A 14654-nucleotide genomic window follows, 5' to 3' on the forward strand; every position below is an offset into this window, starting at 1 on the left:
CGCCGTCTCAGACCTCAGAACCCGGACGGGGCAACAGGTCAGGCCACCTGTAGGTCCGTTGGAACTGACTTGAAGGACTCTTCGGGTATTTCCCCTCCTACGCCCTGGGCCATCTGATCAGTGCCCAGCTGGCCGAAGCCATGGAGCGGCGGACTGGTCCGATCGAGGAATGCGTGGCGGAGGGTCAGGAGGAGAGGCTGCGCGGCTGGCTGGCGGAGCAGGTCTGGCCGCTGGGTCGCTCGGTGAACGGCGAGGAGCTGGTGGAGATGGTCACCGGCCAGCCCTTGCGTGCGGATCCGTTCCTGACCTATCTCAGGCAGAAGGTGCTCCGTCTGCTGGCTCCGGACTGAGTGCCTGATGGGATGGCGAAGCGGTCTGGGGCGATCCGTAGGATGCCCGCCAGCCGTTTTGAAGTGCTTCATGGCGAACATTGATCAAGCCCCAAGCCGCATGATGATGAATCTGCTGCATGTGCTGCCGGCCTTCGCCGATGAAGCGGAACTGCGGCTGAACACGATTGTGGAGCTGAACAGCAACACCATTAACAAATACGAGCTGATCACCGAAACCGGGCAACTCAAGCTTGATCGTGTTGGCTATTCCTCCCTTGCCTATCCTTTTGCCTATGGCTGCATCCCCCGCACCTGGGATGAGGATGGCGACCCGCTTGATATCGAAATCGTGAGCGTGACCGAACCTCTGGTGCCCGGCAGCCTGGTGGAAGCCCGCATCATCGGCATCATGAAATTTGATGATGGCGGTGAAGTGGATGACAAGGTGATTGCCGTGTTGGCTGATGACAAGCGCATGGACCACATCACCTGCTACACCCAGCTCGGTGATCACTGGCTCAAGGAAACCCAGTACTACTGGGAGCACTACAAAGATCTCAAGAAGCCTGGCACCTGCCGTGTCAATGGCTTCTTCGACAGTGCTGAAGCCGTGAAGATCATCAAAGAGTGCGAAGCGCGTTATCTCGAGGTCATCGAGCCCCAGCTGGTCGGCTGATCCTCATCGGAGCCTCCCGACCAGAGGCCGGCAGGGCTGGGGGCCAAGGAGCCTTCGGTTCCAAGCGCCACTCAGCGGGGCTCCCTAGTCTTCTTTGCAATGACGTTGTCTCTTCCAATCACCTTGACAGCCATGGTGCGCTTTCTTCACTCCCGGTCTGTCGCGGCACTGATAGCCCTGCCTGTACTGGCGAGTGCTGGGTCCCTGGGTCTGGGCGCCACCGCCGTGGTGGCGGAAGAGGCCACGTCGTCTTTGCCTTCAGCTGGCGAGTCACCTGCCACCGGACCCGCTGTCAACCAGCCCCAGACAAGCCTTTCGACTCCCGCAACAACGGCTCCCGCAGCAACGACTCCCGCGACGGTGGTTTCCCCTGACACGCCGCCTCCAGGGGCCGCTCCGGCTGGACCTGGGGCTGCTGACGCTGCCACAGCGCCGATCACCCGTGAGATCCTCCTGGAGCTTGGGCGGCGCACCATCAGCCTGCGGGAGAACGGCAAGGTGATCAGCAGCTGGCCAGTCGCCATCGGTGATCCCAGGACCCCCACCCCCACGGGCCGCTTCAAGGTTGAGAACAAGGTGGTCAATCCTCAGTACCAGAGCACGAAGAGCGGCAAGATCAACCCTGTCGTGGGTGCCAATGGTCCGCTGGGTGATCGCTGGCTCGGCTTCAAGAGCAGTGGCGTAAACCAGTACGGCATCCATGGCACTCCCAGCGCCTGGTCCTGGACCGTGAGTTCCCGCTCGGCGGTCACCAATGGCTGCGTGCGCATGTTGTCCGACCATGTCCGCAAGCTGTTTGACCTGGTCGAGGTGGGGACGCCTGTGGTGGTGACCCGCTGATCGGGCAGGAACCAAAAACATTCTGCAGATCCACCCGCGAAGGCCTAGGTAGGACGGGATCAGCCCGTAGTGTCATGAGCATCTTCGTGATCGAATCAACGCAATCGTTGCTGTTGGCGCGATTGCACGCTTTCGATCTCCGCCGGCTCCATGGCCCGTTCTGTTCCCCTTCGCGCTGGATTTCCGTTGCATCCCTCGGATCACCCCCACAGCTTTGATCCGCTCAACAGCACAGCTCTGAAGTGGTGCAGCAATGGCGAGCTCTCCGAGCTCGATCTGCATCGCATTCTCAGCCGTCTGTCCCAGGTGGATCCGGTGGCGGGTCCGTTGGATCCCCAGGCCTGCGATCTGGCCAGCTGATCTGACGGGCCAGGGCCAGGGCCATGCCATCCCGGCTGGCCAGTCCCCGCAGTCGGCTCAGCGGCAGACCTCGGGCCGGTAGCCCATGGGGCAAAGCCCCCTCCCGGGATTGCGGCAGGTCGAAGACCGGCAGCTGGCGCAGTCCTTGGGAGAGCAACTGTTCCTCCAGTTGAGCCAGGCTGGCGCAAAGTGGTAACCAGACCAGTTCGCCGCGGCGGCAATCCAGCAGCCGCGGCTCACTGTCCATGGCGCAATCGTCGGCGGGACGGTTCGTTTGCTTATCCAGGCGGTGCGATGGGCCCTCTTGGGCGATCTGCTGGGTCGTCCAATGCTGTTTGGCGCTGAGGACCCGTTGCAGGTCCGGCAGGGTGACCAGCCCCATGGCCCACTCTCCCTCGCTGACGATCAAGGCGTGGCCATGGCAGGCCACCAGTTGATTCAGGGCCTGAAGAACCGGTGTATCTGCCTCCAGCACCAGAGGAGCTTCCGGTTCAAACGCCTCCGCCACCGATAAAGCCGTGAGTCGGCCACGCCGCTCCTCCTCCATCGGATCCGGTCCCAGCAGGCCGGGATCGTGCAGCCCCTGCCAGCGTTCCACCAGGGCCGCACTCAGACCGGCGGCTGCCATCAGCGGCAGCACGATGCGGATGTCGCGGGTGAGCTCGAACAGCAGCAGCAGGGCCGTGAGGGGAGCCCGGGCGCTGCCGGCCAGCACCGCCGCCATGCCCACCATGGCGTAGGCCGGCGGTTCGGCCACCGGCAGATGCAGACCGCTGTCTCCAAGAATCTGGCCGTAGCAATTGCCCAGCACCGCCCCGAGAAACAGTGATGGTGCGAAGCCGCCGCCCACGAATCCGGTGGCACTGCTCACGGCCGTGGCGAGCACCTTGACCACGAGCAGCACCGCCAGGGTGAGCAGGGGGATGCCGCCATCGCGGCCCAGCAAGGCTTCAATCGTGTCGTAGCCCACCCCCAGCACCTGGGGAAACAGCAGGGCCATGCCACCGACGGCAGCACCGCCGAGGGCGGTGGGCAGTCCAATCGGCAGGCGCCCCAGCCACTGCTGCAGCCTCTGGCTGCGCCCTGCGGCCAGCAGGCTGATCAGCAGCCAGGACATCAGGCTGGAGGCCACTCCCAGGCCGAGATACAGCGGCAATTCCAGGGGTGAGCGCACCTCGTAGGCCGGCAGCCTCAGGATCGGGGTATCGCCGAGGCAGAGCTGGGTGACCAGGCAGGAGGCCACTGCTGCCACCAGCACGGCCCGCACGCTGGGACGACCGGGAATCGCACTGAAACTGCCCTCCAGCGCGAAGAACACGCCGGCGATCGGTGCCTTGAAGCCGGCGGCCAGTCCGGCGGCCACCCCGGCCGCCACCAGTGTCTTCTGACTCTGGGGTGTCAGCCTGCCGCGTTCGCCCACCCAGAGGCCGATGTTGCCACCGCCCTCAACGCTGGGCCCTTCGGGGCCGAGGGAGGCGCCGCTGCCGAGGCTGAGCGAGGCTGCCACCAGCCGCAGCAGCGGCAGTTTCGGGGTGGCCGGCTGGCTTCCTTCCGCCATCGCCTGCAGGCTGGGCAGGCCAGGGCCGAGATCCCCGCCGATCCGGCGCAGCACCCCCACGGCCAGGCCCCCCACTGTCGGGACCACCACCACCGGCCAGAGATCCAGCCAGCCCGGCGCCGTTGGCAGGGGTGGCGGCGCCGGCAGCGGTGGAGCCGGTGGTGGCGGCAGGAATCCCAGGCCCCCCAGGCCGATCTCCAGCAGGGCCTTCAGCGGCGTGCTCCCTTCCGGCGACAGGGAAGGCAATTCCGGGGCCGGTGGCGCGGTGGAGGTTCCCAGGCTCAGCAGACCTTCCACGAAGGGGCCGAACAGGAAATTGTTGATGAAGCCCAGCAATTCATGGAACCCCACCACCGCCAGGCCGGTGGCGGTGCCCACCAAGGCGGCCCAGGCCAGCAGATTCCACTGGAAGGGCAGGGCCGTGGCCTCGGCGGACGACTGCTGCATGGCCGAGGCCGCGACCGCCTCGCCGCTTCAGGCCTCGGGCCGGACGCTGGCGAAGATCTCCTGCAGGATCTCGCCGGCGCCCTGCTGCTTGAGCGTGTGGGCCAGGGCGATGCCGATCGCTTCCGGATCCTCCTGGGGGCCACGGGCCTCGTCGCGGATCAGGCGCAGGCCATCGAGGCTGGCCACCATGCCGGTGAGCACCAGGTCGCCGCTGCCGTCCGGCCCCTCGAAGCGGGTGTTGACTCCGATCGGCACCTGGCAGCCGCCCTCCAGTTCCCGCAGGAAGGCCCTCTCCGCCAGGCAGCGGCGGGCAGTGGGGGTGTGCTCCAGCACCTTGATCTGCTGCAGCACGGCCTCGTCACCCTCGCGGCACTCGATGCCCAGGGCGCCCTGGCCCACGGCATGCAGAGAGATCGACGGGTCGATCAGTTCGTGGATGCGGTCGCCAAGGCCGAGGCGACCCAGGCCGGCTGCCGCCAGAATCAGGCAGTCGAACTCGCCGGAGTCGAGTTTCTCGAGGCGGGTGATCACATTGCCGCGCACATCCTTGAAGACGAGGTGCGGATAGTGGTGTCGCAACTGGGCCAGACGGCGCAGCGAGCTGGTGCCCACCACAGCTCCTTCCGGCAGGGTGGCCAGGGTCTTGTCCCTGTGCGTCTCGTGCACCACCAGGGCATCGGCCGGATCCTCCCGTTCGGTGATGCAGCCCAGCATCAGCCCCTCGGGCAGGTTGGTGGGCAGATCCTTGAGGCTGTGAACGGCGATGTCGGCCTGGTCCACCAGCATCTGGGCTTCCAGTTCCTTGGTGAACAGCCCCTTGTCGCCGATCTTGGCCAGGGCCACATCCAGGATCTTGTCTCCCTGGGTGGCCATCGCTTCGATCGAGATCTCCAGGCCGCCATGGGCCTTGGCCAGCTCATCGCGCACCCAGTGGGTCTGCACCATGGCGAGCTGGCTGCGGCGGGAGGCAATGCGCAGGGTGGAGCCGGCCATCGAAAACCTTCGGTTGGCAGTCGAGCTGCCGATCAACAGCCGCCCAGCCTAAGGACCGGCCCGCTCACGTCAGCCAGCAGCGCGATGCTCCGTGATCTGCCGATGCATCAATCCAGCTGCTGACGCATGAATCCAGCAGCTGATCAGTCATCCCGGCGGGCGTTCAGCCGAAGAAATCAAGGGGTAGTGGTCCCCAGGTGTCCTCTGCCTCCGGATCGGCGGGGCTGTGGCCGCTGATCAGCAGTCCTTCGCCCAGGCCGTTCTCCTGACGCAGGCTGAAGGTGCCGGTGTTCTGGTTGCCCTTGAGAAAGACCGGCCCAGCCTCGGCCGCCGCTGCGCCGGTGCCGCCCTGCGGGTCATGGCCATTCAGGGGGGCGAGGGGGCTCCAGTCCAGGGCGGCTTCGCAGTGGCGCAGGGTGGCTGTCGCAGCAGCGGCCGACGGGGCCATCACCCCCACGGTGAACCAGTCGCAGGCGGCCAGCCGCTCCTGCAGCTCCTGACGCAGCACCTGCCGTTCAGCCTCCGTGAGGCTGGGGGCGGTGCGCAGTCCGCGCAGGTCGACCAGGGCAGCGACAGCCATCAGGAAGAGGAATCGGCAGGGTTGCGCCAGATTGACAGGCAGACCGTCAGCCAGGCGAGGCCCACGGCTCCGCCGGCGATCAGGTCGCTGGGCCAATGGGCCCGCACCACCAGGGTGCTCAGCCACACCAGCGCCACCCACAATCCCGCCCCGAGCGTCAGCGGCCAGCGCAGCCGTGGATGGTGCGCCGCCAGAATCGTCACCATGGCGAAATAGAACACCACCCCGCCGGCGGCATGGCCACTGGGAAAGCTGCGTCCGTCCACCACCAGCAATTTCTCAGGCGGTCTGGAGCGATCGAAGAACGGTTTCAGCATCCGGTCCACGATCAGCAGGATGCCGGCGGTGGCCACCACCAGCATGGCCAGATCCCGCCACCATCGCTTGAACGACACATAGAACAGGGCGGCAAGCACCAGCACGAAGGTGAAGCCCACGCCACTGACCCGATACACCTGAACCAGAACTGTCCGCAGGGGGCCGCGGATGCTTTCGCTGATCCAGTCGAGCACCGCTGCATCGAACCGCGGCGGCTCTTTCGGATCCAGATTCGCCGCCAGTGCGCTGACCAGTCCAATGCAGATCAGAACCGTCAGAACGTCGCTCCAGCGGAGCTGGGGCCGTGGAAGGGACAGGCGCGCCATCAGGAGGCCTTCCGGTTGCGGGATCGCTTGCGCGGACGCAGCTCGTCCAGGGAGACCCGCCAGAGCTCCTGAACCCCGCGCTGACCCAGCCGTTCAATCCGATCGGCCGGCAGAGCGAAGCCATCGAGTTTGTGCCGGTCGCCCAGCAGCAGGGCGCTGACGCTGGCGGGCTGAATGGCGAGCAGGGAGGGATCCTGTTTCCAGAGATCCTTGACGTCGCTGGCATCCCCGAGGAACACGGCCGACCGTCCGCCATAGAAGAGAGTGCTGTAGCGCATGGTGCCCACCACCCACAGGGGTTCGTCCGGGCGGCTCTGGCTGCCCGCCAGCTGTTGCAGCTCACGCAGGGGAAGCTGGCGTTCCCGATCCAGCAGGGGACCAAGGGGTGCCACCACTCCGAACAGGACAGCCAGGAAGCCCGCCAGATTGGGAAGCCAGATCCAGTCGTTGCGGCGGCCCAGCATCAAGGCCAGGCCCACCAGGGCGGCCAGGCCGAGAAGCACCGCCAGCAGCTGGGGTAATCCTGAGGCGCTCAAGGCGGCGGCGAACTGGGGAAAGGCCGGATCGCGGCTGACCCAGCTGGGTGCCAGGGCGGCCGCGGCGGAACCTCCAGCCAGCAAAGCGATGTTCAACCAGCTGGCGAAGGCCCAGGTCGGGGGAGCCTGCCGGTCCCGTCGATCGGTGCTCAGGGGATGCCACAGCAGGGCCACCAGCAGGCTGGCGGCTGGAATGGCCGGCAGGATGTACCCCGGCAGTTTGGTGGCGGCGGCCGAAAAGAACGCCACGATCAAAACCAGCCACAGCAGCAGGATCGCCGGCAGGGCCGGGGCGTCGGCTTGGCGTGCCCGGGCCAGCGGCCAGGGGGCGGCCCGAGCGATCGCCTGGGGCAGGAACGGCGACCAGGGGAGCAGCAGCAGCAGCAGCCAGGGGAGGTAGAACCAGGGCGGTCCTGGGTGGTCATAGAGCACGCTGGTGAAGCGTTCCAGGTTGCTGAAACCGAGGAAGCCGCCGAGGAACGCCTGGCCATGGACCGCCGTGGCGGCGGCATACCACGGCAGGGCGATGCCGCAGAACAGCAGGGTCATCGCGGCCAGGGGGAAGGGCCGCAGCCAACGGGACCAATGGCCCCGCACCAGCAGGTCTGCGCCGATCACGATGGCAGGCAGCAACAGGCCGACCGGGCCCTTGGCCAGCACGGCGATGCCGGCAAAGCAGGCCATGCCCACCCGGCCCATGGCGATCAGGCGCCGGTTGGACGGATCCCGCTCCGCCACCAGATAGCTGAACAGCGCCAGGGTGATGGCGCTGGACAGAAACATGTCGGTGGTGGATGTGCGGCCCCAGCCGATCCAGGCGGGTGTGGTGGCCAGGACACCAGCCGCCAGCCCCGCCCGCGCCACAGCCTTCAGCCGCGATTCCGCAGCGGGCGCCCAGAGCAGCAACAGGCCGAACGTGGCCAGCACCACGGCACTGGCGGCCACTGCCACCGGCAGCCGCGCCGCCGCTTCGGAGACACCGAACAGACGGAAGCTCAGGGCCACCATCCAGTAGCCCCAGACCGGATAGTCGAAGAACGTGCTGTCGTTCCACCAGGGTGTGACCCAGTCGTTGCGCAGCAGCATCTGATGGCCCACTTCCACAAAGAGGGCCTCGGTCTTGTCCATCAGCCCGAGGGAGCCGAGGCCGTTGAAGAAAGCCAGCCAGCAGAGCCCGATCAGCCCCACGATTGCCAGCAACGCCAGCCGAATCGGCTGGTCTTCCAGCACGCTCAGCCTGCTCTTCAATCCAGCACTCTGAACATCAGCCAGGTTCTGCAATCCAGCCACGCTGCCGATTGTGATCGACAGGTTAAGGCTCCGCCTCCGGGCCGGCAGGTTGAAGAGCGGGCCGCTTCAGGGGGTGTTCCAGACGAAGCGGGAGGAGGCGGCATAGTTCCAGACAAACACCACCACGATGCCGGCCAGCTGGGCCCAGAAAGTGTCGGGCGAGACGAAGCTGTAGAAGGCCGAGGCGAGGCCCACATTGGCCAGTACCGGCAGGGACGCCACCAGCAGGAATTTGAGCAGGCCCCGCAGCAATCCCAGGCCCCGCAACCGCTGAAAGCGGAAGGTGAGGGCGTTGTTGATCAGATAGTTCGAGCTGGCGGCGGCCACCACGGCCACAGGCAGGGCCTGTTTGAAGCTCAGGCGGTCGCCGGCCATCAGCAGGGCGGTCATCAGCAGCTGCACCGCCACACCGCTGATCCCCACCAGACCGAAGCTGATCGCCCGTCGGGGCAGCAGCCGAAAGCTGAGGCTGTGCAGGATCGAGATCAGGAAGTCCCAGAACACCGCCAGATCGAGCTTTGAGCTGCCGTAGCTGCGCGGCTGAAACGTGAGTGGGATCTCGGCGGCCCTGAGGCGGCCGCCGCTGACGGCCAGCAGTTCGTAGAGGAACTTGAAGCCATTCACGTCCACGGCGCGGATCAGGGGCAGCACCCTGTCGAGCCGCAGCACGAAGAAGCCGCTCATGAAATCGCTCAGCGGCCCATAGGCTCGGGCCAGGCTGAAGCGGGCCACGCTGTTGGCCCAGGTGGAGCCGGTCTCCCGGCGGCCGCTGAGACCGCGGATCTCGGCCCCGGGGTGGAAGCGGCTGCCGATCACCAGATCGAGCTCGCCGGCCTGCAGCGTCTCGAGAGCACGCAGCACCGAACCCGGTTCGTGCTGGCCGTCGCTGTCCATCACCACCGCCAGATCTCCGGTGGCATCCAGCAGCCCTTCCTTGATGGCGCTGGCCAGACCGGCCCGGCCGACCCGGCGGATCAGTCGGATCGCCGGTTCGCCATGGGCCAGCTGCCTCACCAGTTCGGCGGTGCCGTCGGCGGAGTCGTCGTCCACCACCAGGATCTCGAGATCGAACTGGCGGCGCAGCGACAGCAACTGAGCCAGCAAAGGCTCAATGTTGCCCCGCTCGTTGTAGGTGGGCAGCACGATCGAGACGCGGACCGGGGCCGGCGTCGCCATCGCAGGGGCCGGCTCGGACGAGGGGAGTGCGCTCAAGGGGTGAACGGGCGCTCCAGGCTCACCAGGCTCAGGATCACTTGATGTATTCCTTGAGCACGCCGTTGCGGTTGGGATGGCGGAGCTTGCGCAGGGCCTTGGCCTCAATCTGGCGGATGCGCTCGCGGGTCACATCAAAGATCTGGCCGATCTCCTCAAGGGTCTTCATGCGGCCGTCGTCGAGGCCGTACCGCAGGCGCAGCACATCGCGCTCGCGTGGGCTGAGGGTGGCCAGCACGCCTTCGAGGTCTTCGCGCAAGAGATTCTTGGCCACGTCCTGCTCGGGATTCTCGATGTCGGCTTCGATGAAGTCGCCGAGGCGGGAATCCTCCTCCTTGCCGATCGGGGTCTCCAGGGAGATGGGCAGCTGGGCACTCTTGGCGATGAAGCGCAGCTTCTCGATGGTCATCTCCATCGATTCCGCGATCTCCTCTTCGGTGGGCTTGCGGCCGAATTCCTGGGAGAGGGTCTTGGTGGTTTTTTTGATGCGGGAGATGGTCTCGTACAGGTGCACCGGCAGGCGGATGGTGCGGCTCTGATCGGCAATGGCGCGGGTGATGGCCTGGCGAATCCACCAGGTGGCGTAGGTGGAGAACTTGTAACCTTTCTCGTGGTCGAATTTCTCAGCGGCCCGGATCAGACCGAGGGAACCTTCCTGGATCAGGTCCTGGAAGCTCAGGCCCCGGTTCATGTACTTCTTGGCGATCGACACCACCAGGCGCAGGTTGGACTGCACCATCTTTTCCTTGGCACGACGGCCGAGCATCAGTCGACGCCGGAACTTGATCACCGGCATGTCCAGCAGGACAGCCCATTCCTTGGTATCGGGGTAGTGGCCCTTGTCGGCTTCGAACTGGCTGGCCAGTTCTTCAAGCTGAAGCAGGTCGGCGATCTTGCGGGCCAGCTCAATCTCCTCATCAGGGCGCAACAGGCGGATGCGGCCGATCTCCTGCAGATAGACGCGGATCGAATCCTCGGTGTAGACGCCCTTCGGCCCCACTTTGATGCTGGCGAGGGCCTTGGCGTCCTTGGCTGATTTCTTCTCGGCGTCCGCTTCGGTGCTGCTGCTGGTCAGGAGCTCATCGGCCGCCAGGTCCAGGTTGGCGGGGGCTCCGGCCACCTCTGCGGTTTTGGCCTTGCTGCTGCGGGACGCTCCCTTGGTGGCAGCGGTCTTTGCGGCAGGGGTCTTGGCAGAAGCGCTCTTGGCGCTTGCCTTGGTGGCGCTGCTCTTGGCGGCTTTTGCGGTCGTGTCCTTGGCGCTGCTCTTGCGGCTGCTGCTCTTGGTGGTGCTGGCCTTCTTCTCCTCGCTGCCCGTTTCGGCGCTCTTGGAGGTGCGACTGGCCCGGGGCTTGGCCTTGCTGGCTTTGGCGGCATCCAGGTCGGCCTCGGCGGCCTTGGCGGCGGGAGGTGTCTTGACGATGACCGACTCCCCGGACGCGCTGGCCACCATCAGGATCTCCGGCGCGGCGGACTTGGCTTTGGCGGTGGGCTGGGCGGCGACTGGGCTCATCGGATGCGGCAAGACGATGGTGTGGGTGGAGCGAGGCTGGGGGATCGGGACGTTCATGCCGGTGGAACGCACCGGTGGAACATCAGGACAATCAGGGATGTCAGGAGTCGTCCGATCGAGAGCGCCCTGACGACAGGACGAGGCAATCGGCAGGTGGAGGCCCCGGGTCAGGAGCCCTGCGGAACGGTTCGGTTCAGAATCAAACGCGGTCGAGTCAGGTCGTTCAGCGCTCTGAAAGCCAGATCAGCCCAGGGCCGGTTCCCTTGAGTCTTCCCCGGTCTGCCCAGAAGGGAGCAAGCGGGAAGGATGCGGCAGCAGAACTGCCGGCCGGACCGTCACTGCGGCTCCACAGGCATAACGGTGCCTGGAAGCATGGCGTGACCGAACCGCTGGAGCGGACCGGTCGCAGGACGTGCGGGGAACCTGATCGAAGGCTGAGAACCTGACCGATGGGGGAGAGGATGGAGAACGGAGCCGAGACAGTGCTGTCAGGGGTGGTCGCAGACCTGGAGGACCTGATCTCAAGGATGGTCCTGCACTTCGGGTCTTCCCTCTGGACGGAACTCTGTCGGGTTCCGACAGCAGCTTTGAAACTGCTCAACGCCATTATCTTAAGAAGACAGGGAGACAGCCGCAACTTCCCTGTCCGTTTTTGACGCCCCTGATCTGGTGCAAGGCTTCGTGCAGGTGTGGCTCGAGGCCGGTCGGGAGGGGCAGGTGTTCACCTATGCCAATCCCGATCGGCTCGTTCTGGGGCCAGGGGATCTGGTGGCGGTACGCCTGCAGGGTCGGCGTCATGGCGGTCTGGTGGTGGAGACCCTCGTCGAGGTTCCCCCCGAGCTTCTGGGCCGCACCCTGGAGCCGGTGCTGGAGCTGCTGCAGCCCGCCGCCGTAGACCCACGCTGGCGTGCCTGGATCGCCCAGGTGGCCGATCAGTGCCACACCAGTCTGTTCCGAACCCTCAAGAGCGCTTTGCCGGCCGGCTGGCTGGGCCAGCGCCGCAAGACTTCGCTCAGCCGTGCCTCGGTGGGGGCCGCCGCCCGGGCCCTGGCACGCAGCTGGGTCGCGTTGCCGGCCGAGCATCCGGCTGCTCCTGTTTCCACCACCGAACGGCAGGGCCGTTTGCTGCAGGCCTTGGCCGAGGGGGGAGGCCAGTTGCCACTGACGGCCCTCCAGGCGGTGGAGGGCTGTTCGCCGGCGGTTCTGCGCACCCTGGAGCGGCGGGGATTGCTGCGCCGTTGCCCACCGCCTGCCTCGTCTTCGTCCGATGACCCCGGCGGGCATCGGCTGACGCCGGCCCAGCAGGAGGCCGTCGCGGCGATCGAGGCTGCGGCCCCTGCCCAGGCCCTGCTGCTCTGGGGTGTGACGGGGGCCGGCAAGACCGAGGTCTATCTGCAGGCGGCGGCCTCCTGCCTGGCCAGGGGGGAGAGCGTGCTGCTGCTGGCCCCGGAGATCGGCCTGATCCCCCAGTTGCTGGACCGTTGCCGCCAGCGGTTCGGCGCGCAGGTGCTCGAATATCACAGCGGCATGGGCGACGCCGAGCGGGTGCGGGTCTGGCGGAGCTGTCTGGAGGCGGCTGCCGAGCCCGTGGCCCTGGTGGCGGTGGGAACCCGCTCGGCGGTGTTTCTGCCGCTGCCCCGTCTCGGTTTGATCGTGCTGGATGAGGAGCACGACGACTCCTACAAGCAGGAGAGTCCGATGCCCTGCTATCACGCCCGCGATGTGGCCCGGCTGCGGCTGTCTGGCTCTGGTGCGCGGCTGGTGCTCGGCAGTGCCACGCCGTCGCTGGAAACCTGGCTGCGCTGCCAGGGCGAGGCCGCCGACACCCGGCTGTTGCGCCTGCCCGAGCGGATCGGGGCCCGGCCGCTGCCGCCCGTGCGGGTGGTGGACATGCGGATGGAGCTGGTCGAGGGGCATCGACGCCTGCTCAGCCGGGCCCTGATGGGGCGTCTGCAGACCTTGCAGGAACGCGGTGAACAGGCCGTGGTGCTGGTGCCGCGGCGTGGCTACCGCTCCTTTCTCAGTTGCCGCAGTTGCGGCGAGGTGGTGCTCTGCCCCCACTGCGACGTGGCCCTCACCGTGCACCGCAGTGCCCGTGCCGATGGCGCCGGCCATGAGTGGCTCCGCTGCCACTGGTGCGATCACCGCAGCCCGATCAGCCATCGCTGCGGCCATTGCGGTTCCACTGCCTTCAAGCCCTTCGGTGCCGGCACCCAGCGGGTGATGGAGCAGCTGGCCGCTGAGCTCGAGGGCCTGCGGGTGCTGCGTTTCGATCGGGACACCACCCGCGGCCGCGACGGTCACCGCCGCCTGCTCGAGCGCTTCGCCGCCGGTGACGCCGACGTGCTGGTGGGCACCCAGATGCTGGCCAAGGGGATGGATCTTCCGCGGGTCACCCTGGCGGCGGTGTTGGCCGCCGATGGGCTGCTGCATCGCCCCGATCTGCGTTCCAGCGAGCTGAGTCTGCAGTTGCTGCTGCAGCTGGCCGGCCGGGCCGGCCGTGGTGAGCGACCCGGCGAGGTGCTGGTGCAGACCTACTGCCCGGAGCATCCGGTGATCCGGCACCTGGTGGATGGGCGCTACGAGCAGTTTCTGGTCGAGGAGCTGGCCCTGCGCCGCCAGGCGGGCCTGGTGCCGTTCAGCCGCGCCTGCCTGCTGCGCCTGGCCGGGCCGAGCGCCACGGCCACGGCCACGGCAGCCTCCGCCCTGGCCGAGCATCTGCGCCCCACACTCCTGACGGCGGGCTGGATGCTGGTGGGGCCTGCGCCTGCTCCAGTCGCCCGGGTGGCGGGGCGCAGCCGCTGGCAACTGCTCCTGCATGGACCGGCGGGCACACCCTTGCCCCTGCCCTCCGAGGCGGAGCTCCGCCAGACCCTGCCGGCCGGGGTGAGCCTGGCGATCGATCCCGACCCCCTCAGCCTCTGAGCGCGGCTGGTTCCGGAGATCGATCAGGCCGGCAGCTCCGGCCAGCCGAAGCCCGCCCGTCGCCGCAGCCACTGCAGCAGGGAGACCAGCACCAGCAGCAGCAGGATCGAGGCGCCGCCCAGCCCCAATGGGCTCCAGCGCCAGCAGCGCAACTCCAGCCTGTTGAGGGCCCCGGCCTGCAGGGGCCAGAGCTGACCTCCGGGTTGCCGCGATGACCGGGTGGCCAGCGGGGTGGACAGGCGCACGGCCGAAGGCCGCACCGGAGCGAGGTTCAGGCCCAGATCCAGGCCTGGAACGGTGGCGAGGTTGCGCAGATCCAGCTCCAGTTGCAGCTCCTGCCGCACCCCCAGGCCCCAGTTGCGCTCCCGCAGGACCAGCTGGGGCGGCGGCAGGGGGACGCCACCCAGCTGAGAGGCGAGCTCCAGGTTGCGGGCCAGCTGGGCCAGGGCGGCGGAGGCCGGTTGGACGGATCCGATCAGCTGCTCCTCGCCGCCGCTGCGGACGTGGCGAAAACCCTCGGCTTCCAGGGCCAGCGCGAACTGGCGCTGCCAGGGGGTGATGCGGCCGCTGTCACTGCGCAGATGGTGCTCCAGGCGGAGTCGACCCGGTCCTTCGAAGTGGAGGTCGCTGCGCACCTGCATGCAGCCGCCCAGGCCGAGGGCCAGCAGCACCAGGGCAATCACCAGGGCCGCGAAGCCGATCGGGGCGCGGGTGGCCCCCACCGGCGGTGGCGGTGGCGGCGGTGGGCCGC

The 14654-nt window shown here is 67.3% G+C and carries 12 protein-coding genes and 1 pseudogene; 5 read left to right on the forward strand and 8 right to left on the reverse strand.

Annotated elements, in window-relative coordinates; translation table 11 throughout:
• Positions 1-83: 83 nt before the first annotated feature.
• The 4 genes and pseudogenes from VB777_RS16475 to VB777_RS16490 all read left to right on the forward strand — a co-directional run.
• A pseudogene (locus VB777_RS16475) lies at positions 84-350 on the forward strand (carboxypeptidase M32); the annotation flags it as partial.
• A 70-nt stretch (positions 351-420) separates the two neighbouring features.
• Positions 421-1008 carry an inorganic diphosphatase gene (locus VB777_RS16480; RefSeq protein ID WP_322758461.1) on the forward strand — a complete coding sequence of 196 codons (588 nt, stop codon included), beginning with the start codon at positions 421-423 and terminating at the stop codon, positions 1006-1008.
• A 360-nt stretch (positions 1009-1368) separates the two neighbouring features.
• Entirely contained in the window at positions 1369-1848 is a 480-nt protein-coding gene (locus tag VB777_RS16485) for a L,D-transpeptidase (RefSeq protein WP_322758462.1), read from the forward strand.
• 150 nt (positions 1849-1998) lie between these two features.
• The gene (locus VB777_RS16490) at positions 1999-2208 is read left to right on the forward strand and encodes a hypothetical protein (RefSeq protein WP_323250317.1); all 210 of its coding nucleotides are present in this window, start codon (positions 1999-2001) and stop codon (positions 2206-2208) included.
• Here the strand turns inward: VB777_RS16490 and VB777_RS16495 are convergent.
• From VB777_RS16495 to rpoD, 7 genes are all read right to left on the reverse strand, one after another.
• The gene (locus VB777_RS16495) at positions 2138-4213 is read right to left on the reverse strand and encodes a chloride channel protein (RefSeq protein ID WP_197170546.1); all 2076 of its coding nucleotides are present in this window, start codon (positions 4211-4213) and stop codon (positions 2138-2140) included. The genes VB777_RS16490 and VB777_RS16495 overlap by 71 nt on opposite strands.
• A gap of 27 nt (positions 4214-4240) precedes the next feature.
• Positions 4241-5206 (reverse strand): hydroxymethylbilane synthase, encoded by a 966-nt coding sequence (hemC, locus tag VB777_RS16500; protein WP_197156705.1) that lies wholly within the window; start codon positions 5204-5206, stop codon positions 4241-4243.
• A gap of 163 nt (positions 5207-5369) precedes the next feature.
• Positions 5370-5786: a DUF1824 family protein gene (locus tag VB777_RS16505; RefSeq protein WP_323250320.1), complete on the reverse strand. Its 417-nt coding sequence runs from the start codon at positions 5784-5786 to the stop codon at positions 5370-5372.
• Positions 5786-6430: a phosphatase PAP2 family protein gene (locus VB777_RS16510; protein WP_322758465.1), complete on the reverse strand. Its 645-nt coding sequence runs from the start codon at positions 6428-6430 to the stop codon at positions 5786-5788. The genes VB777_RS16505 and VB777_RS16510 overlap by 1 nt, the downstream gene beginning before the upstream one ends.
• The gene (locus VB777_RS16515) at positions 6430-8214 is read right to left on the reverse strand and encodes an ArnT family glycosyltransferase (protein WP_323250322.1); all 1785 of its coding nucleotides are present in this window, start codon (positions 8212-8214) and stop codon (positions 6430-6432) included. Before VB777_RS16515 ends, VB777_RS16510 begins: the two co-directional genes overlap by 1 nt.
• Positions 8215-8322: 108 nt before the next feature.
• Positions 8323-9432, reverse strand: coding sequence for a glycosyltransferase family 2 protein (locus VB777_RS16520; RefSeq protein ID WP_323250324.1), 1110 nt, complete (start codon positions 9430-9432; stop codon positions 8323-8325).
• Between the two features lie 73 nt (positions 9433-9505).
• Positions 9506-10978 (reverse strand): RNA polymerase sigma factor RpoD, encoded by a 1473-nt coding sequence (rpoD, locus tag VB777_RS16525; protein WP_322758467.1) that lies wholly within the window; start codon positions 10976-10978, stop codon positions 9506-9508.
• Positions 10979-11647: 669 nt separating this feature from the next.
• Here rpoD and priA point away from each other — a divergent pair.
• Positions 11648-13903, forward strand: coding sequence for a replication restart helicase PriA (gene priA / locus VB777_RS16530; protein ID WP_323250326.1), 2256 nt, complete (start codon positions 11648-11650; stop codon positions 13901-13903).
• A gap of 23 nt (positions 13904-13926) precedes the next feature.
• Here priA and VB777_RS16535 read toward each other — a convergent pair.
• Positions 13927-14654: DUF3153 domain-containing protein (locus tag VB777_RS16535; protein ID WP_323250328.1), on the reverse strand; the 728-nt coding region annotated here is incomplete at its 5' end.

This window comes from Synechococcus sp. CCY9202 (assembly GCF_034931685.1).
GTDB lineage: Bacteria > Cyanobacteriota > Cyanobacteriia > PCC-6307 > Cyanobiaceae > CBW1002.